Annotated in this window: 18 protein-coding genes and 2 pseudogenes; all 20 read left to right on the top strand. The window is 36.7% G+C overall.

From position 1 onward, the window contains the following. The first annotated feature begins 193 nt into the window (after nucleotides 1-193). The 20 genes and pseudogenes from JFU23_RS01165 (at nucleotide 194) to JFU23_RS01070 (ending at nucleotide 21548) form a co-directional block, all read left to right on the top strand. Nucleotides 194-1009, top strand: coding sequence for a TIR domain-containing protein (locus tag JFU23_RS01165; protein WP_307873341.1), 816 nt, complete (start codon nucleotides 194-196; stop codon nucleotides 1007-1009). Nucleotides 1010-1398: 389 nt separating this feature from the next. Then, nucleotides 1399-1653: pseudogene (locus JFU23_RS01160) on the top strand (hypothetical protein); the annotation flags it as partial. Continuing rightward, nucleotides 1634-2002, top strand: a complete 369-nt coding sequence (locus JFU23_RS30390; protein WP_242483473.1) for an HNH endonuclease — start codon at nucleotides 1634-1636, stop codon at nucleotides 2000-2002. The pseudogene JFU23_RS01160 and the gene JFU23_RS30390, both read left to right, overlap by 20 nt. A 161-nt stretch (nucleotides 2003-2163) precedes the next feature. Continuing rightward, nucleotides 2164-2544 (top strand): phage terminase small subunit P27 family, encoded by a 381-nt coding sequence (locus JFU23_RS01150; protein WP_050000425.1) that lies wholly within the window; start codon nucleotides 2164-2166, stop codon nucleotides 2542-2544. After that, the gene (locus JFU23_RS01145; protein ID WP_050000426.1) at nucleotides 2525-4297 is read left to right on the top strand and encodes a terminase large subunit; all 1773 of its coding nucleotides are present in this window, start codon (nucleotides 2525-2527) and stop codon (nucleotides 4295-4297) included. Before JFU23_RS01150 ends, JFU23_RS01145 begins: the two co-directional genes overlap by 20 nt. Before the next feature lie 15 nt (nucleotides 4298-4312). Then, nucleotides 4313-5527, top strand: coding sequence for a phage portal protein (locus JFU23_RS01140; protein ID WP_050000427.1), 1215 nt, complete (start codon nucleotides 4313-4315; stop codon nucleotides 5525-5527). Next, nucleotides 5505-6257: a head maturation protease, ClpP-related gene (locus JFU23_RS01135; RefSeq protein ID WP_201031135.1), complete on the top strand. Its 753-nt coding sequence runs from the start codon at nucleotides 5505-5507 to the stop codon at nucleotides 6255-6257. The genes JFU23_RS01140 and JFU23_RS01135 overlap by 23 nt, the downstream gene beginning before the upstream one ends. Then, nucleotides 6257-7438, top strand: a complete 1182-nt coding sequence (locus tag JFU23_RS01130; RefSeq protein WP_201031134.1) for a phage major capsid protein — start codon at nucleotides 6257-6259, stop codon at nucleotides 7436-7438. Before JFU23_RS01135 ends, JFU23_RS01130 begins: the two co-directional genes overlap by 1 nt. Nucleotides 7439-7460: 22 nt before the next feature. After that, nucleotides 7461-7715: pseudogene (locus JFU23_RS01125) on the top strand (fibronectin type III domain-containing protein); the annotation flags it as partial. A gap of 8 nt (nucleotides 7716-7723) precedes the next feature. Further along, nucleotides 7724-7999: a head-tail connector protein gene (locus JFU23_RS01120; RefSeq protein WP_050000431.1), complete on the top strand. Its 276-nt coding sequence runs from the start codon at nucleotides 7724-7726 to the stop codon at nucleotides 7997-7999. After that, nucleotides 7986-8333 carry a phage head closure protein gene (locus JFU23_RS01115; protein ID WP_050000432.1) on the top strand — a complete coding sequence of 116 codons (348 nt, stop codon included), beginning with the start codon at nucleotides 7986-7988 and terminating at the stop codon, nucleotides 8331-8333. Before JFU23_RS01120 ends, JFU23_RS01115 begins: the two co-directional genes overlap by 14 nt. Continuing rightward, nucleotides 8321-8755: an HK97-gp10 family putative phage morphogenesis protein gene (locus tag JFU23_RS01110; RefSeq protein ID WP_050000433.1), complete on the top strand. Its 435-nt coding sequence runs from the start codon at nucleotides 8321-8323 to the stop codon at nucleotides 8753-8755. The genes JFU23_RS01115 and JFU23_RS01110 overlap by 13 nt, the downstream gene beginning before the upstream one ends. Beyond that, a complete protein-coding gene (locus JFU23_RS01105) occupies nucleotides 8752-9111 on the top strand; it encodes a structural protein (protein WP_050000434.1) in 360 nt (119 codons plus the stop codon). The genes JFU23_RS01110 and JFU23_RS01105 overlap by 4 nt, the downstream gene beginning before the upstream one ends. A gap of 12 nt (nucleotides 9112-9123) precedes the next feature. Further along, a complete protein-coding gene (locus tag JFU23_RS01100) occupies nucleotides 9124-9702 on the top strand; it encodes a major tail protein (protein ID WP_050000435.1) in 579 nt (192 codons plus the stop codon). A gap of 59 nt (nucleotides 9703-9761) precedes the next feature. After that, complete coding sequence (gene gpG, locus JFU23_RS01095) at nucleotides 9762-10157, top strand: phage tail assembly chaperone G (RefSeq protein WP_201031133.1); 396 nt, start codon at nucleotides 9762-9764, stop codon at nucleotides 10155-10157. Between the two features lie 17 nt (nucleotides 10158-10174). Beyond that, complete coding sequence (locus tag JFU23_RS01090; protein ID WP_050000437.1) at nucleotides 10175-10315, top strand: hypothetical protein; 141 nt, start codon at nucleotides 10175-10177, stop codon at nucleotides 10313-10315. A gap of 211 nt (nucleotides 10316-10526) precedes the next feature. Then, the gene (locus JFU23_RS01085) at nucleotides 10527-15347 is read left to right on the top strand and encodes a phage tail tape measure protein (protein ID WP_242483472.1); all 4821 of its coding nucleotides are present in this window, start codon (nucleotides 10527-10529) and stop codon (nucleotides 15345-15347) included. 39 nt (nucleotides 15348-15386) lie between these two features. Beyond that, the gene (locus JFU23_RS01080) at nucleotides 15387-16844 is read left to right on the top strand and encodes a distal tail protein Dit (protein WP_201031132.1); all 1458 of its coding nucleotides are present in this window, start codon (nucleotides 15387-15389) and stop codon (nucleotides 16842-16844) included. Continuing rightward, entirely contained in the window at nucleotides 16841-21166 is a 4326-nt protein-coding gene (locus JFU23_RS01075) for a phage tail spike protein (RefSeq protein ID WP_201031131.1), read from the top strand. The genes JFU23_RS01080 and JFU23_RS01075 overlap by 4 nt, the downstream gene beginning before the upstream one ends. Before the next feature lie 16 nt (nucleotides 21167-21182). Continuing rightward, on the top strand, nucleotides 21183-21548 hold the full coding sequence (locus tag JFU23_RS01070) for a hypothetical protein (protein ID WP_050000440.1): 366 nt from the start codon (nucleotides 21183-21185) through the stop codon (nucleotides 21546-21548). Nucleotides 21549-21567: the final 19 nt, after the last annotated feature.

The raw sequence follows: 21567 nt of genomic DNA, 5'->3' as shown, positions 1-21567 counted from the left end.
AAAACGAGATGGTCTAATTCAACACAATCTAGTTTATAGCTAATTCAATTTTTAAGTTTATTAAGGGAAATGGTAAAAAAATGTTAAAAATAGAATGTTTTTTGATATGATAAAAACATAAATTAGTTTATTAATTTATAAAGTTGTTAAATTTTCAAGGGAAGAGGGAAAAAGCATGTATTATCACATTAGAGTGTACTTGAAGAGTGGAGTAGAAGAAGAACGGTATAATATGTTAATAGACGAGTTAGAGACACGATACCTGTCTAATTATAGAAATAAAAAAGACTTTATATTTAATGGAAGATTAATAAAAATAAGTGATATTGAAAAAATCCAAATTAACCAGTCAGGTGATGAATGGGTACTAGATAATATTGTGCATGAAATAGAACTGGAGGACAGCAGAAGTCATATAGCGATTTTAGGGGGACCTTCAATAAAATCTAGGGCAGCAGATCGTCTTCCAGATGTAAGCGATAAGCTTCTATTAGGACCACCTGGTTACTTAGTAGAAGCAACAGAAAGAAAAGAGGAAAAAGGAGGGGGGCAAGAAATGGATAACAAGAAAGTTTTTATTGTTCATGGACATGATGAAAATTTAAAACAGCAATTAGAAATATTCTTGAGTGGAATTGGGCTAAAGCCTATAGTTTTACATAGGGAGGCTAACCAAGGACGCACTATAATAGAAAAATTTGAAGCACATTCAGATGTTAAATATGCATTTGTTTTACTGACTCCGGATGATATTGGTTGTAGTGTCAAGGATAAAGACCAACCAGTTGAAAATTATAAGTTTAGAGCAAGGCAAAATGTAGTCTTTGAGCTAGGTTTCTTTATTGGGAAACTAGGAAGAGCAAATGTTTGTAGCCTATATGTTGAAGGAGTAGAGCTTCCGAATGATATATCTGGTTTAGTTTATCAAAAAGTAAATAATAACATTGAAGATGTTGGATTTCATATTATAAAAGAATTGAAAGCTGCGGGATTAGAGGTTCAGATATAGTTTTAAACGCGAACTATTCGCGAACAATTTGCGAACTATTTACGGACACGTTTTGGTTTTTAACATGATATATTTGTATTGTGAGAAGTGGCGGAAAACACAACTCACTATGTTGTTTTTTGAATTCTAAACGGCTTCATATTTGCGGCATGATAAAAAATCCGAAACCAGCAGATGGTAACGATTGAATGATACCGCGGTTAGGAAGAGCTTTTGCTCTTCTTCCAGTTACTTAATATTGTTGGAGCAGACAAATGTAGAGGCATTAAGTGATTGGAAGAAGATTAAAACTTCATTTACCGTAATCAAAGTACAAATCAATACGTAATCAAAAAAGCATCCGTTTGGGTGCTTTTTATTTTGGAGGAGGATGAATGATGGATGAGAAACAACCGTTATTAGTAATTACATTATTTGATATAGATTCAGTGCCAGTAGTTCATTACAAAGGCGAACAGATAGATAGGAAGTTACGTGTTGCATTTGATTGGGAAACACAATCGATTGATAAGATTAATCAGACATACATTCATATTGAACATGTACCGTCTGATAATAAGCGTTTCAATAATGAAGTCATCCAACATAATTGTCCGATTGTAAAAGAAAAAGTGGAGTTTTACTATGGCGACGGAAGACAGTAAAACCAAACAACAACGAAAGTTCTATGATAAGTACAATCGAGATAAAAAAGCGAAGAAGTTCTATGACAGCACAGCTTGGCGAAGGTGTAGAGAGTTGGCATTAATACGAGACAACTACCGGTGCCAAGAGTGTATGAAGCACGATCCATTAATACCAGTACCTGCTGATATGGTCCATCATATCAAAGAAAGAAGTGAATATCCTGAACTTGCATTAACATTAGATAACTTAATTAGTTTATGTAATGCATGTCACAACAAAGAACATCCTGAAAAGGGTGGAGGGAAAAAGAAAAATAAAAGAAAGATTCAATTCGTAAAAGTAAAAGCGAACAAAGAATTCATATAGCCCCCCTCCTTTTATTGTTCAGAGTCGTTTCTGCCCAGACCGGTGCCCTCCTTCGTGCGTAACGCAAGTGGTTTTTCTAAAGGGGGGTAAATCCTGAAAACAGGAGCATTTTATTTTGGAAGAAGCACTTTTTATCCATAAAATGTAAGTGAGGTGATATCGTGGATAAAGGATTGATTGAGAGGAAACCACCTACTCATTTGAAAAAAGTCGGAAAGGACACTTGGATTCGTATTTGGTCTGTTCTAGAAGGGGAAGGTAAGGCTGACATCAATGATCCCATTGTAGTTGAAGCGATTGCTTTCAGTTATCAAATGTTTAGGGAGATGGCAGCCAATGTTAAAAAAGAAGGACTAACAATGGAGTATACAAATAAAGCCAATGCTACAAATCTGACTAAGCACCCTTTGATATCAGAGATACCTAAGTATTTACAGCAGATTCGCCAATACTTAGGAGAGCTAGGGTTGACTGGGGCGAGCCGCAAAAAGCTTCAGGAAGAGTTAACTGGAGATTCCGATGATGATTTCGACGACTTCTAAGCCATCTGAAATAACTAAGTGGTATAAAACATGGCGGAATGAGCAGATAAAGCATTTTAATATTTTGGTAGATCCATCTCCTGAACTAAGAACAACTTGGTATGCAGAACAAGTTGTGAAAGGAAACATAAAAGCTAGTAAGAAAAACATCTTGTCTTGTCGACGTCATCTAAATGATTTGAAGAGACAGGGTACTGAAGAGTTCCCCTGGATATTTGATGAAGAAAAAGCTCATCGACCTATACGATATATCGAAAAGTTTTGTCGTCCATCAAAAGGTGACTATAAGAGATTAGTTCTTCAACCATGGCAGCACTTTGTTATAGGTTCTTTATATGGATGGGTTCATAAAGATACAGGGTATAGGCGCTTTCGTGAGGGCCTTATTTTTATTGGGCGTAAAAATGGAAAAACGACAATGATATCCGGTCTATCCAATTACGCTGTTGCTAAAGATAATGAACCAGGTGCTCGTGTTTATGTTTTGGCAAATACAAAACAACAAGCTGGAGAATTATTTGATGAAAGTCGTGCAATGGTTCAAAAATCACCATTTCTTCGGAAACATTTACGTGAAAATCAGAAAGGGATTTTCCATGATAAAACTCATTCTAAAATTGAACCTCGTGCATCAGACAGTAAGAAATTAGACGGGTTAAATACACACCTTGGTATTTTTGATGAAATACATGAATTTAAAAACTTTAATTTAATTAATGTTATTAAAAAATCACGTGGTGCACGTAAACAGCCAATGATTGTTTACATTACTACGGCAGGATATCAGCTTGAAGGACCACTTGTTCAATACTATGAAATTGCAACTGATGTTTTGGAAGGGGTTATTGACCAAGATAGAAAGTTTTATTTCATGGCTGAAATGGATAGTGTGGATGAAATCGAGAATCCTGAACTATGGATTAAAGCAAATCCTAATATGGGGGTTTCACTAGATCTTCCATCGCTTATTGATGATTGGAATACAGACAAACACACAGAGGCTGAAAAGAACGACTGGATTACAAAACAATTTAACATCTTTGTTGATAATGATGAGATGTCCTTTGTTGGTATTGAGATATTAAAAAGAAATGAAGAAGTCATTGATATAAAGGGATTAGCTGGCAAAGAGTGTGTTGCAGGTTATGATTTATCCTCAACAGAAGATTTTACAAGCGCTTGTTTAGAGTTCCCTTTAGAAGATGGAAATGTTTTTGTACTATCTCATAGTTGGGTTCCGCAAGCTAAAGTTGATCGTGATAATGAGAATATCGACTTTAAAGAGTTTAAAGATAAAGGTTGGTTAACTATTATTCCTGGTGAATATGTGAAATACGAGTATGTTTACGATTGGTTTGTTGAACAATCTGAACAGTATTTTATAAAGAAAATCACTTATGATCCCGCAAATGCGTATCGTTTAAATGAAGATTTGAAAGCATATGGATTTGATACAGAAACAGTTCGGCAGGGACATTTAACTTTAAGTCCAGCATTAAAAGATGTAAAAGAACTGTTGTTAGATGGAAAAGTAATAAGTAATAAGAATCGTCTTTTTCGTTGGTATATGAACAATGTAAAACTTGTGGAAGATAGAAACGGTAACTTTTTACCATCTAAACAAAGTAAATATCGGAAGATTGATGGTTTTGCAGCATTTTTAAATGCTCATACAGAAGTAATCCCGATGTTAACTCAATTACAAGGTGATGGAAATATTGAATTTGTATCAGTTAGCGATCTTTTTAGATAGAAAGGTGGTGAGAAATTGAATTTGATTAATCGTATTAAGGGAGCGATTAAAGGAGCTTCAGTGGGATGGAAAGGTGCCGGATATAACTTCACCTCATGGTTTGGAAGGAAGTTTTGGGGTGTTGATAATGCAAAGTTAGCTACAAACGAGACAATTTTTAGTGTAATTAGTAGATTATCTAATACAGTAGCATCATTACCATTAAAGCTTTATAAGGATTATGACACGATTGTTAATCAAGTGTCTGATGTTGTAATGAATGAACCTAATCCAAACATGACCGGATTTGAATGGATAAATAAAATTGAAGTTTCAAGAAATGAAACTGGAAATGGATATGCGGCTATTATTCGTGATATTCGATTTCAAGTGGAATCATTAATTCCTATTGAATCTGCTTATGTAATGCCTTTTTTAAACAAGGATGATAACAATTTGTGGTATGAGGTACGTGGGATTGAAGGTACGTATTACATCCACAATATGAATATGTTTCATGTCAAGCACATCACAGGTATTTCAAGATGGAAAGGTATTTGTCCAATTGATGTTTTACGAAATACTTTAGAATACGATAAGGCAGTACAAGAGTTTAGTCTGTCAGAAATGCAGAAGAAAGATAGTTTTATTTTGGATTATGCGACGCAGGTAGATAATGATAAGAGGCAAAAAATCATTGATGATTTTAGACGATTTTATCAAGAAAATGGTGGGATTTTATTTAGAGAACCAGGTGTGAAAATTGAAGAAATGGAGCGGAAATACTTCGCTTCAGACACGTTAGCATCAGAACGAATTACACGTTCACGAGTTGCTAACGTTTTTAATGTTCCAGTTACATTTTTAAATGACACTGAAGGACAAAGTTATAGCAGTAATGAACAGTTGATGATTCAGTTTGTTCAAATGACTCTAACTCCTATTGTTCGTCAGTACGAGCAAGAAATGAACCGTAAGTTGCTAAATAAAAAAGAACGGCAAGAGGGGCATTATTTTAAATTCAACCTTGGAGGGTTATTAAGAGGTGATACAGCCTCAAGAACCGCTTACTATCAAGCGGCAATTAGGAGCGGATGGTTATCACAAGATGATGTACGCCAAAAAGAAGACGAGCCACCTGTAGGTGGTAACGCTTCGAAACTTTGGGTAAGTGGTGATCTATATCCCATTGATATGGACCCAACTCAACGGAAGGGGGTGAAAAACAGTGGCAAAGAACAAACAGAATAAATTTTTTCAAATGAAAGCATCTGCCAATGGTAAATCGGCAGATATTTTTATTTATGGAGAAATTACAAAGTACGCATGGGAAGAATACGGTGAGGTATCGTCTATTACCTTCAAAAATGAACTTGATGAACTAGGTGATGATATAGAAGCTATTAATCTTTACATCAATAGTCCCGGGGGGGCAGTCTTTGAAACAATGGCTATTATTGCAATGTTACAACGGCATCCAGCAAAGGTTATTTCCTATATTGATGGTATAGGTGCTTCTTGTGCATCAGTATTACCAATGATTTCAGACAAGATTGTTATGTATGCTAATTCAATGTTGATGGTTCACAATGCATGGACATACGCATCAGGAAATGCCGATCAACTACGTAAAGCGGCGGATGACATTGAACGTATTAACCAATCAATGGTGCAACACTATTTAACTCGTGCTGGTGATAAGTTAGATGAAGATAAATTAAAACAATTACTAGATGCAGAGACTTGGTTATCCGCTGACGAAGCAATGGAATACGGACTTTGTGATGAAATTATCTCAGCAAATAATGCCGCAGCATGTCTAGATGAAAAGTGGATGAAGGAATACAAAAATGTTCCACAACAATTAGTAAATACACAAGCAAACATATCACCAAACGAAATGTTAGAACGACAAAAAATTGCCGAAGAAGCGAAAGCTAACGCGGACTATATAAACACAATTTTAGGGGGAATTCATTAATGAAAAATAAACTTCGATTATCTATTGGTAACTTTCAATACTTCTCAAAAAATACATTGTTTGAACTAAAACAAAATTTATCTACTATTGGTCAACAGCTACAAAAAGTAGAGGGTGAGCTTTCTCAGAAGGCGATTGATCCATCCGCAACCATGGAGAGTCTTCAAGTGTTACAACAATCCAAGAAAGACCTCCAAATGCGTTTCAATGTAATTAAAGAACAACATGACACGATGGAAGCTGAACAAAAAGCACAATTTCAAACTCAAACTGGTTTGCAATCTATTGAAGATCCAAAACAAAAGGTAGTTACAGCGAAAGCAGAGTTGGTTCGAGCTACGATTCGTGGGGGTACCTTATCACAAGAAGCACGAGCAGCTCTTGGGGATAAAAATTCAACAGGCGGAGAAAAGATTCTCCCATCCACAATGACGAATGAATTATTACATGAACCATTTGTTAAAAACCCATTAAGAGATGTATCTACATTTACAAGTGTAACGAATCTCGAAATTCCTAAAGTTACATTTACATTAGATGACGATGATTTTATTGCTGATACAGCAACAGCAAAGGAATTGAAAGCAGAAGGTGATGTGGTAACTTTCGGACGTAATAAATTTAAGGTGTTTGTGCCTATTTCAGAGACTGTTTTAGCAGCAACTGATACAAACTTAGTACAAACTGTAGATCAAGCGTTAGAAAGTGGTTTAGCAGCAAAAGAGAAGAAAGTAGCGTTTGCTACAACGCCTAAGGCTGGAGAAGAATCTATGTCATTCTATAAAGCTGGTATTAAGTCAGTTAAAGGCGCAACTTTATATAAAGCTATTAAGTCAGCGGTTGCAGATTTACATGAAGATTTTCGTGAAAATGCGACTATTGAGATGCGCTACACAGATTATCTAGAAATAATTGAAACACTTGCTAATGGTAGTGCTACCTTATATAATGCTCAACCAGAACAAGTTTTAGGGAAGCCAGTTAAGTTCTGTGATTCAGCAGTGAATCCAGTTGTTGGTGATTTCCGATATTCTCACTTCAACTACGATCCAAATATGATTTATGATCGTGACAAAGATGTAAAAACAGGTATTGAACTATTTGTTTTAACAGCTTGGTTTGACCATAAAATTAAGCTGAAATCAGCATTTCGTATCGCAGAAGTACAAACTACACCCTAATCCACCCCAAGCACCAGCAGGACTAAAAGTTGATTCTACTACAGTAACAACGGCCAACATTAGTTGGTCTCCTGTTGTGTATAATGGGGGGATTAATGAGTATCAAGTATTCCGAAATGGAAAACAAGTTGGAACTTCTGTAACAGCGACATATAAAGAAACAGGTTTGACAGGTGATACAACGTATTCTTATCAAGTAAAAGCTGTAGGTAATAATGGGCTAGTCTCTTCTTTAAGTACTGAATTATCAGCAAAAACCAACGCTTCAGGATCATAGGTGATTGTATGTTAGAGCTATTAAAAAGAAAATTAAAAATTGATGGTGTTGAAGAGGATACAGATATTCAACTTCTAATCGATGGAGCAAAAGAATCCTTATTGCAATCTGGTGTTCCTGAAAGTGAAAAGGCACTATATAAAATAGCGGTAATAACGCATGTTTTATTAAACTATGAAAATCAGGATAAATCATTAAATGTCCCTGCATTAAAACAGTCATTAGAAACTACTATATTGCAATTAAGGGAATATAATAACGGTGATAATCATGAATCCAAGTAAATTAAATAAACGAATAACAATTCAACAAGAAATCACAAATAAAAAAGATGAAGAAGGGAATCCAGTTCCGTCAGAATGGAAAGATGTTGTCACTGTTTGGGCAAGAGCAAAAACACCATTCGGAAAGGGATTCAATTATGAAATATTCGCTGGAAATACCGAAAATGCGGTACGTACAGTGAATTTTTTTATGCGATTCCGTAGGGGAATTGATTCGAAAATGAGAGTACTGTATGATGGGCGACTCTTTGAAATAAAGGCTGTTGTGGATGTTGATGAACAACATAAAGAGACATGCTTAGTGTGTGAGGAGCGATCCCTATGGCAGAAGTAACGACCTTTGGCATCCAAGAAGCTATTCAACGATTCGAAGCGTTAGGAAGAAATGTAAAAACTATTGAAAATTCAGCACTAAAGAAGGGTGCTGGGGTAGTAAAAGATGCATTAGAAGAAAGTCCATCGAGTGCACATCCCAAACCACCTTCTCCAAAAGAATCATGGCGAACAGGTAAACATGCAAAGGATGAGGTGCTTGTTGGAAAAGTAAAAACTCGGAATGGCGTTAAATCAATTAGTGTTGGGTGGGAAAAAGATGATAACTCCCCACACTTTTATATGAAATTTCAAAACTGGGGAACTAGTAAAATGCCGCATCCACCACATAAAGGTTTTATAGAAAAGATAGTAACTCGTACAGAAGTTAAGGCAGTTCATGAAATGCGAAATGTCTTTGCAGCGGCATTGCATATCGTATGAGATTTTTAGAAAAAGATGTGTTACGTACTCTTACGAATCCTTTTATTGTAGAAAAAATTGGTGGAGAATATATCTACAATATTGTGCGTGGAGACGATAACGGAAAAACATGGATTACTTATTCTGAGTTAGATAATGGTGCTGGGAGATACGCAGAGGGTGCGGAATCCACCAGCATTATTTTATTTCAAGTAGATATCTGGTCGTTTAGCCCTGTTAAGGGTGATCTAAAAGAAGCAGTAAATACTGCTATGAAAAATATAGGATTTCAGCGTATTACAACAGCAAATTTATATGAACCGGATACGAAAATCTATCATTATGGCATGAGATTCCGTACAGAGTTAAAAAGTTAAGGAGGAAGATATATGATTATTGATTTTAGAGATTTAAATTATTCGATTTTAACAGAGAAAGAAGATGAAACTTTTACTTATGGTGCAATTAAAAGAATTGGTAAAACGGTAAGCGGTAAAGCAGATACTAAATCTGAATCAGCGACTTTCTTTGCAGAAGGTGGGCCAAGTGCAACGGCGTCTGCATTTGGTGGTACAGAAATTGAATTAGAAGTAGATAAACTACCTTTAGCGGTTTACGCAGAATTATTAGGTAAAAAAGTTGTTAAAGGACAAGTTGTCGATAATGTTAACGATATTGCTCCATATGTAGCGTTATTATACCGTCTACCGTATCTCAGTGGGAAAAATTTATATGTATGTTATTACAAAATGAAATTTGAAATTCCAAGTGATGAACACAAAACGGCGGAGGATAAACCAAATTTCCAATCAGCTAAAATAAAAGGAAAAGCGATTCAACGTTCTGATGGGAATTGGAGAAATCGTTTGGATGAAGAAGACCCAGAACATGATAAAACAGTTGCAGCAAATTGGTTTAAAACAGTTCCAGCACCACCAACAGAAACAACGCCACCAGCTGGTAAATAAAAAGATATAGAAGGTACAGCTTAATGCTGTGCCTTTTATTTATGAAAGGGGATCTAATTATGCAGGAAAATCAAAAAACAGAGTCATTTAAATTGGTTTTAAATCTACCCTCTGGCAAAAAAACGTTCTATTTACCAACATACATTTCATCTACTGATGGTTTCGAAGCAGCTGAATGGACAGAGAAATTAAATACTGAAAACGTTCGTTTCGATGTATTAAAAGAAGCTACTCATTTTGTTGTAAAAGTTTTTGGGAATCGCTTTACAGTAGAAGAATTTCTTGAAGGTGTACACATTTGGTTTTTAACGTCAACAATCTATGCAATTTGTTTAGCGATTGTAGGCCGTATTGCTGAGGCGGTTGCTGTTATCAATGCTATTGATTCAAAGACAAATCCGTCAAAAAAAAAGAGACAGAGGAACAGAAAGAACCGTTCAAGCCAACAGAAATGATGTTGAGTATATATAGCATGTTACAAGATTCTGGTATGTCCCAAGCAGATATCAACCAGACGGACTTAGTGCTTTTTTTTAAAACTTTGGCTTATAAGAAAAAACAAGAAGATAAAAAAGTAGTCCGAACAGCAGACCAAGCACCAGCTTGGTTGTAAAGGTAGGTGAGGTAAATGGCTGGAGATATGGAGATTGGCGCGCGGGTCACACTTGACACCCAACGGTTTGAAAATGGAGTTGCAGGAATTAATCTAGCTCGTTCGCTTATTAGATTCAGAGTTTAATCTAACAAGCGAACGAGCTAGATTACTTGGGAATTCTGTTGAACAGTTACAAAATAAATTAACTCATTTGAATGAAAAATTCACCTTGCAAGGTCAAAAAGTAGAACATTATCGTCAAAAAATTGAACAGGCGCGACAAAAGCAAGAACAATTACAAGCTTCAAATTTAACGTTGGCAGCATCCATGGAACGACTTGAGACACAGTATGATCAAGCTGTACAAAATTTCGGTCGTAATTCGAAAGAAGCAAAGCAATTGAAACAAGAGTTAAAACAACTTCAAGTTGAATATACATCGAATGGTCAAGCGCTACAGCGATTAAATACACAGATTGATAATAATACGATTGCTATGAATCGTGCTGAAACAGCTCAAGAACGTATTCAAAATGAAATCAGAGAAACAAACCGCGAATTAGCTGAGCAACAAAATCGTCTGCATCGTACCGGAGAACGAATGCGTGATACAGGAAATAAAATGCAGGATGTAGGCGGACAAGTTGGAACTACCTTTGCAGCCATGACAGGGGTAATCGGTGCTGGACTTGCAATGGCTGTGAAAGAATCTATGAATTTCGAACAGAAAATGGCTGATATTCAAGCGGTTTCTGGTGCAACTGGCGATGAAATGAGAAAAATTAGTGAACTTGCTGTGGAGTTAGGGGAGAAAACAAAATATTCTTCTGTGGAAGCAGGTCAAGGGATCGAAGAGTTAATCAAAGCAGGGGTAAGTCTAACTGATATTATTAATGGCGGTTTAGAAGGTGCTCTTAATTTGGCGACAGCTGGAGAGTTAGAGTTGGGAGATGCAGCAGAAATCGCTTCAACAGCACTAAATGCATTTAAAGATGATAATTTATCAGTAGCCGATGCAGCCGACCTTTTAGCTGGTGCGGCAAATGCTTCCGCGACTAATGTGAGTGAATTGAAGTTCGGATTATCAATGGTATCCGCAGTTGCAGCTGGTGTAGGTCTTAGTTTTAAAGATACTACAACAGCATTAGCTTTATTTGCACAGAACGGGTTAAAAGGTTCTGATGCAGGTACTTCACTGAAAACAATGTTAGCAAACCTAATCCCAAAATCAAATGAAGCGTACGATATGTTTAGTGAACTTGGATTGATTTCGATTGATACAGGGAAAGCATTGCAGTTTCTTGGAGAGAAGGGGGTTAAACCAACTTCCAACTCATTCAAAGATGTAACAGGTTCTTTGGCTGAATATGCCGCAAAACAAGCCGGTGTTAAAGTCGGTTCGGAAAAAGCGGAAAAAGCATTTCAAAAGTTGACATTCTCAACAGGTATAATGACAAATGCCTTTTTTGATTCGAATGGAAATTTGAAAAATATGTCTGATATAGCTGAAATTCTTCAAATGGCGATGCAGGGATTAACAGCTGAACAAAGACAATCCTATATGTATACATTGTTTGGATCAGATGCTATTCGTGCGGCGAACATCCTTTATAAAGAAGGCGCAAACGGAGTAAAGAATATGTATACCGAAATGTCTAAGGTAACGGCATTAGAAGTTGCTGAGACGAAAATGAACACCACAAAAGGGAAAATTGAGCAATTAAGTGGTGCAGTGGACACTCTGAAAAAATCGTTTGGTGATGCATTATTACCTATCTTAGTAGATGTAGTAGAAGGTGTACAAGGTGTTGTAGATTGGTTTAATAATTTAGATGAATCTACACAGCATATGATTGCAAAAAGTTCTTTATTGGCCTTTGGAATAGCAGGAGTAACGACAGCTTTAGGGTTTCTAGCTATGGGGATAGGGGCATTGTTAGCGAATCCAATTGCTTTAGCTATAACGGGAGCTGTCCTCGCAGTCGGCGCGCTAGGTATAGCGTTATTCGATCTAAACGAGAAATCAAAACAGGCCGAATCTCAAGTAGGGAAATTTGGTCAAAGAGTGAGCGATGCAACAAGTAAAGCAGCTGGCGCTTATGTGGATTTAAAAGATAAAGCAATTAATAATATGATTGATTTGAAACTGAAAACAGGTGAAGAGGCAAATAAAGCAGCTGATGAAACGATTAAAGCTTTTCAACGAATGACAAATGAAGTCGTTAAAGAACTAGAAGGTAAGAAAAGCGAGTTTAACAAAATGTTTAGTCAGCTGATGGGAACTGTTCCAGAAGGTGCAAAGGAATCTTTGGAGAAGGTCAAAAATAATATTATTGAATCGATTAATAAAGAAATTGAAGTTGCTACACAAGCTGAAAAGATTTTAGAAGAAGGCATTAAAAGGTATCAAGGGGATACTATGAAAATGCCAAAAGATTTCGCTCAAAAGTTTGATCAAGCCTTACAAGTAGCTGATAAGAATGTTCAACAATTCTATGCAAAGGCGAAAGAAATCACGTCTATTTCAAAAGAAATAGAAGCTGGTGGAATGTTATCTGTAGATGCTGGTAGGAAGCGGTTTGAAAGTATCATTAAAGTATATGATGATGGTGTGAAATCTTTAGAAAAGCAAACAAAAGGTTGGCGTGAAAATGTAGAGAAAGCTTTTAAACTAGGTGAAATTAAGCCAGAGGAAAGAAAAGCTACGTTGGATGCTATTGCACTTTATGAATCTAAGCATGTATCTGATCTGCAAACCATACGTGGTGATGCATTTAAAAAGTTAGAAGAACATCTAAAAGCCGAAGATGCTTCTATTGTTTTTGCGAACGCTAATAAGATAGAGGCGGAAAAGAAAGGGTGGGCAGAGAAAACAAAAGCCTATCTTTTTGGAAAAGAGACGTATGAGGAAGTTTCTAATCGCTTTAATGGTGAGCAAGAACGAGCTGAAAAAGAACATAAAGATAAGTTATTGGCGTTCGAATTACAATATGGTAAATCAAAGATTGAAAGTATAGGAATGTATGTTTCTGAACTTCAAAAAGGGACAGAATCATCTAGATTATTAGCGGAATCAATGGCGAAAGAAATAGATGAGCAAATGAAAATTGATTTAGGTCCAGCAGGACAGTTCACGATAGACACATTTATACAAAAACTTCAAAAAGGTGAATTAGATTCATCAGCTGTAGCAACCGCCAACGCGAATAAATTGAAGGACGTTTATAAAGTAGACCTTTCACAAAGTGGTATTGAATCCATGCAAAAATGGATTGATGGTATTAAAACAAAGGATACTGGTGAAGTAAGGGAATTCCTAAGTAAAAACATGCAGGGCAATACCACAATTGATTTAGGAATCTACGGAAAAATGACAATGGATTCGTGGATAACAGGACTTCAAACAGGAACCTTATCTTTTGATACTGTATTCCAATTCTTTCAACAAAACGTCAAAAACGGAATGAATGTTGATGCTACTCAAGAAGGGCAGAATAACATTCAAACATTAATTAATGGAATGCAAATTGGTGCATTAACATTACCGCAAGTCGCACAGACTATGGGGCTAGATATTAAAAGTAATGTTCAAGTTGATCTTGGAGAAGCGGGACAATTTAATGTACAGACACTCGTTCAAGGTATGCAAAACGGCTCTATTAATGCTGAGTTAGCAGCAAAGACTATCGCTTTACTAATCCAAAATGGAGCAAAGCTAGATTTAACGCAGGTTGGATTTGATATAAGCCAAACGCAAGCGAATGGAATTTCTAGTAATACAGCTCCAGAAACCGCAGCGACAGGAAAGAAACAAGCTGTGGAAGGTATTATGGGGAGTACTACTGATGGCGGAGGTGGTAATAAAAGTGGTAGCGAACTAGGGCAAGGGATAGTTAACCAAGATGGTTATATCAAGGGAAGTGCTTTGCAAGTAGTTGCTAGCGCTCATGGTGCTTTTAAAACTATTAATGGAAATCCAGCTGGTAATCAAGGTGGGCAAGGCGTTGCGAGTGGGATCGTAAATCAGCATGGTTATATAAGAGGAAGTGCCCTAGAAGCTGTAGCTTCAGCTCATGCTGGATTCAATACAATCAATGGTACTCCACAAGGTCAAAAAGGTGGAAGTCAATTTTCTCAAGGTATGGAAAACACAAAAGGGCAAGCAAGATCGAGTGGTTCTAATGTAGCGGAAAGTGGAAATTCTGGTTTGAAAAGTGTTAGTTCAGTTAGTCCGGGTGAAGCATTTTCTAGTGGATTCGCTAGAGGTATCTCAAATGGAGATTGGAATGTAAAAAGTGTAGCGTCTAGTTTAGCGCGTGGTGCATTCGAGGCATTAAAGGCAACTCTAGATGTAAATTCTCCTTCGAAGCTAACGAGGGATCAGGGGGGGAAACCTTTTAGCGAAGGGTTTGCTCTCGGTATTCAAAAGGGATCTTATATGGCTGAACGTGAGAGTCGTACGCTTGGATCAAAGGCAAATAAAGCGTTAGTAAATGAGTTAGCGTTAGGTAGTAATTCAAATGAAATGCTATTTACAGGCGTTCGAATGGCAAACGGAATTGCTGAAGGGATTAAAACACAATATTCTGTAGTACGAGATGCATTACAAAATACAGTATCAGGAGCTATTGATAGTATTCGTTCTATAAAACCAGAAGGAATATTCAGTTTTCAAGGTGATGATCCGTTATCTAAATATTTTAATGCCATCTTTGAAGATGGTGATTGGCAAAACGATTGGATTACACATATCCCTGAGAGTATGCGTGATATGGTAATGGAAATTGGACGTCAAATGGAACGCTTTGAAGGGCTTTCAATCCACGACGTGGGAAACCTTTCTAGATGGAGGGAAGTGTTATCTGACAATCCTAATGTTGTTCAACATAGACCTGACAATGATAATCCAGACAAACAACCATATACCAAATCAGAACCCATTTATATTGAAATACCGGTTGTTATCGAAGGACGGGAGATAGCGCGTGTGAGTCATCAGTATGTAACTGAATATCAAAATAGGGCACAAGCGAGAAACTCAGTCTTTTAGATTTGGGTTTCTTTTCTTTTGTATAAAAGGAGGTAAACAATGAGTTCTTTTTCATTTAATGGGGAACGGAAAAGTTACATTCACATCGAAAGAGGATGGAAAAGACCTGTATGGGCACCGTTAAGAAGAAATTTTTTGAGCGTTCCAGATTATCCAGGTGCAAGACTATTAAATACACAGACTGAGATGCGTGTCTTTTCCGTTCCTGTCGGCATTATTGTTCCATCTGGAGCAAAACTAGAAATACTTAAAGAAGATATAGCAGATTGGCTAATCTCAGATCAACAAAAAGAGCTTATTTTCGATGTAGAGCCTGACAGAACATATTTAGCTGTTATAGATGAAGAATTCGATATTGATGAATTTGTGGACATTGGCAAAGGTACTTTAAAGTTTATTTGTCCAATGCCTTACAAATTAGGACCTACTCGAACGATTGGATTTCAAATGGATGGGCGTGGGTTAATCGCAAATGTTCAAAACAAAGGCAGCGTGGAATCTAATCCAATTTTAGAAATTGAAGTAACGAAACCTTCCACATTTCTTGATGTATGGAATGGAATGAACTACTTTCGTATTGGATATCCACTGAAAGCAGATCAGGTTCCTGTCGAAAGGAATCAGCGTGTATTGTGGGATGAAATGTCCACAACCGTAGGATGGACAAATGTAGCCAAAACAGAGGATATGACTGGAGGCGGTGAATTTAAGCCAGATGGCTATCGCCTTGTACCACTTCATTTTGGAACGGAAGGTACAAAAGGATGGCATGGTGCTATCGCTAAAAAGAATATTCTACAAGGACCATTACAGGATTTCATTATGCAAGCATATGTTGGCGTAAGAGGTTTGCACTGGGACCAAATGGGACGCGTAGAAATCGAGCTTCTTGATGAAAATAGTGATTATGTTGCTCGTATATCTATGAGTGATGTTCAATGGGAAGCCGAGCAAAATAGTGGGTTTGCTAGTGTTGGGAATAGTAAAAAACCAGGTGGGCAAGTCTTTATTAATGAAATAGGTGATCATCCGAATACGTGGAATCAATATCGCGGTCGATTGTGGTTAGCGAGAACAGGTAATAGGTGGGAAGCTTATATTTCAAGATTTAAAGATGGTACAGAAATCGATGACTCAGAACGCTTTGTCGTGTGGATAGATGAAAATAATGTCAATATGGCCAAAGTCGCACAGGTTCAAATTAGCATCTGTCAATTTTCTAATAATATGTTCTGTGAAAATATGTCTATCGATGATTTGAAGATATGGAAAGTCAATATGAATACACAAGATAACCCACCATATATTTTCGATGTTGGAGATAAAGTAGCCATTGATACAGAGAGAAGCCATGTAACGATAAATGGTAAGAGTACTATTAATCTAAAAGATATATTTAGTGACTATCCTGTTGTTCATAAGGGTTCGAATAAACTAGAAATCATGCCTTCCACTGTCGGAAAAGCAAAAGTAACGTATAGGGAGCGATTTAGATGAGAACACCAAGCGGAATATTACATGTTGTTGATTTTAAAACGAGTCAAATCGTTTCCAATATACAACCAAAAGACTATTGGGATGATAAACGACATTGGGAGATAAAAAATAACATTGATACATTAGAATTTAAAGTATTTGATAATACGGACCATGCAGCTACACTCATGCAGCAAAATTTAGTTTTAAAAGAAGTAAGGGGCGGACGTATTGTTCCTTATGTAATTACTGAAGCTGAAAAAGATTCAGACGATCGTTCAGTCATTGCTTATGCATCCGGTGAATGGATTCAACTTGCGAAATCTGGAATTATCAATCCACAGAAAATTGAAGGTAAGACAGTCAATGAGTTTATTGATATGGCTCTTGTAGGTACGAAATGGAAAAGAGGAAAAACCGAATACGCTGGCTTCCACACGATGACTATTGACGAATTCATTGACCCGTTGAAGTTTATAAAAGATATCGCTTCTCTATTTGAATTAGAAATACAATATCGCGCTGAAGTTGTTGGCTCCCAAATCGTAGGGCGTTATGTAGATATGGTGAAAAAACGCGGACGAGAAGGCACAGGGAAAGAAATAACTCTTGGTAAAGATTTGATGGGTATCAAACGTATTGAGAATTCACAAAACATTTGTACCGCACTTGTTGGGTTTGTAAAGAAAGAAGGCGAGGGTTTTATAACCATCTCTAGTATCAATAATGGAATCCCTTATCTTGTGGACGGTGATGCTTTTCAACGGTGGAATGAGCGTGGTCAACATAAATTCGGATTCTATACTCCAGAGACAGAACAAGATATAACTCCAGAACGTTTAATGACTCTTATGAAAACAGAGCTAAAGAAACGTGTTAATACTTCTGTTTCTTATGAAGTTGAAGCACAGTCAATTGGTCGTGTATTTGGACTAACTCACGAGTTAATTAATGAGGGTGACACAATTCGTATTAAAGATACAGGGTTTACTCCTAAGTTATACCTTGAAGCACGCGCTATTGTTGGTGATGAATCACACACTGATCCTACACAAGATAAATATGCCTTCGGAGATTATCGTGAAATTGTGGATGCTAATGAAGAATTACGGAAGCTATACAATAAAATTCTTGCTTCATTAGGAGATAAACAAGAATTGCTGAATCAGCTAGATAAACTTGTTAAAGAGACCGATGAAAAAGCTAACAATGCTCAAAAAGAATCTGAAGCCGCAAAGAAACTTGCTGAAAAAGTACAAGAAAACATAAAGAACTATCAAACGACTATCATTGAAAGTAAAACAGCGCCGACTACAGGATTGGAAGCTGGTAAAACAATATGGCGAGATATTAGTAACGGAAAGCCTGGTGTTTTGAAAGTATGGAACGGAAAAGGATGGGAATTACTTATCCCTGATCCAGAAACTATCAAGAAAGAAACCCTGGATCAAGTGAATAAAGATATTGCAGCCACAAAAAAAGAATTAAATAAAAAAGTGGAAGATGCACAGAACGAAACTTCTGGACAATTCAAGGAAGTGAAAGAAAATCTTCAAGAGGTTTCTCTAACAATTAAAAATGTACAAAACTCACAAGATGAAATTAATAAAACTGTCTCTGAAATGAAACAAACCAACGAAGGTTTTACTAAATCTATAGAATTATTAACAAAAAAAGACGGTGAAATTACTGAAAAATTAAATACAGTGGTAGAGACTTCCGAAGGCACAAAAAAGATAATCTCTGAGGTGCAGCAAACAACAAATGATCTAAAGAAAACCACAACTGAAATTACAGAAAAAGCAGGGAAGATTAGTGAGAAATTAGAGAGCGTAGAAAAGAAGGTTGCTAACGATAAAGCTGGAGGACGTAACCTTCTTTTGGATTCAAATGTTAAATATGAAAAAACGGATTATTTAATTAATCAATATACTCTATCTGAAAACTTTTCTGTAGGTGAGGAATATACTTTTGTAATTAAAGGTAGTGTTCCACAGGGACAGAAATTTGGCATTTGGCAGAATGGTGGTTCGAATAATGTCGGGTATGCAACAAGTGTTTATGCTAGTGGGATTACTTATGTGACCTTTAAAGCTGTTGCAACGACGGTAAGTAACGAGAAGAAATTGTCTTTATACAATGCTCCTCAAAACATAACGAAAGCAACAGTTGAATGGGTTGCTTTATATAAAGGGAATAAACCGCAAGACTGGACGCCAGCACCGGAAAATCAGGTAACAAATGATGATTTTACTAAAAAAACAAATGAGATTATCAAAAGTGTGGAAGGTACTACAGAAACTATTAAAAAAGTAGAAAAAACACAAGGTGATTTTAGTGAACGGGTTAATACTGTAGAAAAGAATGCAGAAGGATTCAATCAAAGCGTTAAAAAATTACAAGAAACACAAACGCAGCAAGGAAAACAATTAACCGAAGCTACTACAACGATAGAACAACACTCTGAGGCATTGAATCTAACAATGAAAAAGAAAGATGTTGAGGACTATGTTGGCGGTTTAGGTACTGTCAACGAGTTGCGTGATGCCGATTTTAAGTTAGGACAGAAATATTGGATTTGGAATAGTGGTAATGGGGCTGCTGGTTCTGTCGATACAAATCTGAAATACAAAGGTATGAATACATTTTCAATTACCGTTACTGGACAGACTCAAGATCGTTGGTGGGGTCTAACAAGTCAATTCATTGAGTGTCAAGTTAACGAGGAATTTGTTGCATCAGGTTATTTCAATACTGACGGGAAAACACCTATTGATAGTGGCGGTGCATTTATTGAAATTGAATGGTGGTCTTCTGACAAAAAAACTCGTATTACAACAACTAGAACGAATGTCAAGGTTGTAAATGATACGTGGGTTCGTGCTGTATGTACAAGCAAAGCGCCTGCTAATGCATCGTTTGTGAGATGGCGTTATTACGTTACAAGAAATGGACGTTTATGGTGTGCTGCACCTATGTTACAACGTGGCACTATAGCTACCGAATTTTGGTTACATCCGAAAGATCAAACTGATGCTGACAAAATGATAGAAGATATAGCCGATAGAGTAGTGACTGAGGAATACGATAAAAAAGTAACGGATCTTGAGAGAGGAATAACAGCTACAAAAGAGGGCATTGAATTAACCTCGAAGAAACAAGAAACCTTTATAAATGAGACTTACGCCGCTTATGTAAAAGAAACTGGTTCTAAGCTTAAAGTTCTTGATGAAGGAATCCTTGCAGAAGTTAAAAAAGGGAATATCATCGCAGCTATTAACTTTTCATCAGAAAAATTAGTAATAGATGTTGCAAAGGTAAATATCAATGCCGATACAATGGTGAAATGGTTAACAGCGAAGGGCATTGATACCAATGTTATTAACGTTAATGGTGATAAAATTACCATTGATAAAAATGGTGTAACCGTTAAAATGCTAGATTTCCTATTCCAAGATGAATGGGGAACAAAAATAACCGCAGTATCAAGAAGAAACTTAATAGCAGATCCCGATTTTTCTAGTGTTGGAAAGAAAAACATAGGACATGCAGATTACTATGGATTTGAAGGCGGATACGGTCTTTCATGGAAGTCACAGGGCAATGTAGTTATAGAAAAAAATACATCTGTATTTGATTACGAACAAATGGTTAATGCAGCAAGGGTAGACATGTACAACTATCCAGAAGCAGTAGTTAACAATGGAATACATCCTGGAAATGAATATACTGTATCTGCTCACTTTAGAACATCTATGATAAATGGTGTACGTAAAACAGCAAAACCACGATTACATGTATGTTGTGTAAAATTTAGAGACAATGTGTCTTATGACATCTGGAACGAGCAAAAAATGGACTTTCCTGAGCCATTTACATTTTACGGAGAGATTAGGAGATATTCATATACTTTCAAAGTACCAACAAACTATAAGCCACAAGAGCATGCATTGATTATTAAAGTCTGTTCTGCAAATGGACAAATAACTGGTGCGCAAACAGCGATTTGCGTATCAGGTGTAACGCTATACAGTGGGAAATATGCATCTATGTATAACTGGGATCGAGCAGCAGCAGAAAGAGCCGCTGGTCTTCAGCCATTTAATAGTATTTCAGTAGGCAGTGTAAATAACAACATAGGTCCGGGACCTGATGGTCAAACGTTTGATATATCAACAGAAAAAGATGTTAAGTTTTTTACTAATATACGCGCTGTACAAGGTGTAAATCTTGGCGGGAATGCATTTCAAGGCTGGGGGCATATTCGTTTTACAGACGGTAATCTCGGCCCGGGTTTTTATGTGAGTAGTGCGAATGGTTGGAAATTCAATGCCCTTGGATAGAAAGGAAGGATAAGACATGGATAGTAATTATATGATGCCCTTACAAGTAGGAGAGACGCTTCCTTATATGGGAAGAATAGTAGACGTAAAACGAACAGAAACAGGAGTTTTTGTTCAAGTACCTGCTGACATGTTAAATAATGCGGGGATTGCCAATGATACTAGTAAAGTTGAGGTATGGAGGGAAATGGCTGACGGGACTATTTGTTTTAGGGTTTTAACAAAATGTGAGCTATGTGGTCGTGGAGCCAAACTATATGAATTGGACTTAGGAGTTGCTAAAAGACGCATTTGTGCAGATGATTATTTTAAACTTACTGGTAAGACTCCTCCACAAGACCCAGTAACAACTGAAAGTGCAATGCAAATAGAGCAGCCGTAAGCTGGTCTTTTTATTTTGA

Origin of the sequence: Bacillus sp. TH50, from assembly GCF_016650565.1 — a bacterium.
GTDB lineage: Bacteria > Bacillota > Bacilli > Bacillales > Bacillaceae_G > Bacillus_A > Bacillus_A mycoides.
The sequence above is the reverse complement of the archived record's forward strand: the minus strand, read 5'-3'. Positions and strand labels throughout refer to the sequence as shown.

What these genes read in the sequence shown, in the direction of transcription:
- JFU23_RS30390 (WP_242483473.1), top strand. Translation starts at nt 1,634, where the DNA reads ATGGCGACGGAAGACAGTAAAACCAAACAACAACGAAAGTTCTATGAT.
- JFU23_RS01145 (WP_050000426.1), top strand. Translation starts at nt 2,525, where the DNA reads ATGATTTCGACGACTTCTAAGCCATCTGAAATAACTAAGTGGTATAAA.
- JFU23_RS01130 (WP_201031134.1), top strand. Translation starts at nt 6,257, where the DNA reads ATGAAAAATAAACTTCGATTATCTATTGGTAACTTTCAATACTTCTCA.
- JFU23_RS01120 (WP_050000431.1), top strand. Translation starts at nt 7,724, where the DNA reads ATGTTAGAGCTATTAAAAAGAAAATTAAAAATTGATGGTGTTGAAGAG.
- JFU23_RS01115 (WP_050000432.1), top strand. Translation starts at nt 7,986, where the DNA reads ATGAATCCAAGTAAATTAAATAAACGAATAACAATTCAACAAGAAATC.
- JFU23_RS01110 (WP_050000433.1), top strand. Translation starts at nt 8,321, where the DNA reads ATGGCAGAAGTAACGACCTTTGGCATCCAAGAAGCTATTCAACGATTC.
- JFU23_RS01105 (WP_050000434.1), top strand. Translation starts at nt 8,752, where the DNA reads ATGAGATTTTTAGAAAAAGATGTGTTACGTACTCTTACGAATCCTTTT.
- JFU23_RS01100 (WP_050000435.1), top strand. Translation starts at nt 9,124, where the DNA reads ATGATTATTGATTTTAGAGATTTAAATTATTCGATTTTAACAGAGAAA.
- gpG (WP_201031133.1), top strand. Translation starts at nt 9,762, where the DNA reads ATGCAGGAAAATCAAAAAACAGAGTCATTTAAATTGGTTTTAAATCTA.
- JFU23_RS01090 (WP_050000437.1), top strand. Translation starts at nt 10,175, where the DNA reads ATGTTACAAGATTCTGGTATGTCCCAAGCAGATATCAACCAGACGGAC.
- JFU23_RS01080 (WP_201031132.1), top strand. Translation starts at nt 15,387, where the DNA reads ATGAGTTCTTTTTCATTTAATGGGGAACGGAAAAGTTACATTCACATC.
- JFU23_RS01075 (WP_201031131.1), top strand. Translation starts at nt 16,841, where the DNA reads ATGAGAACACCAAGCGGAATATTACATGTTGTTGATTTTAAAACGAGT.
- JFU23_RS01070 (WP_050000440.1), top strand. Translation starts at nt 21,183, where the DNA reads ATGGATAGTAATTATATGATGCCCTTACAAGTAGGAGAGACGCTTCCT.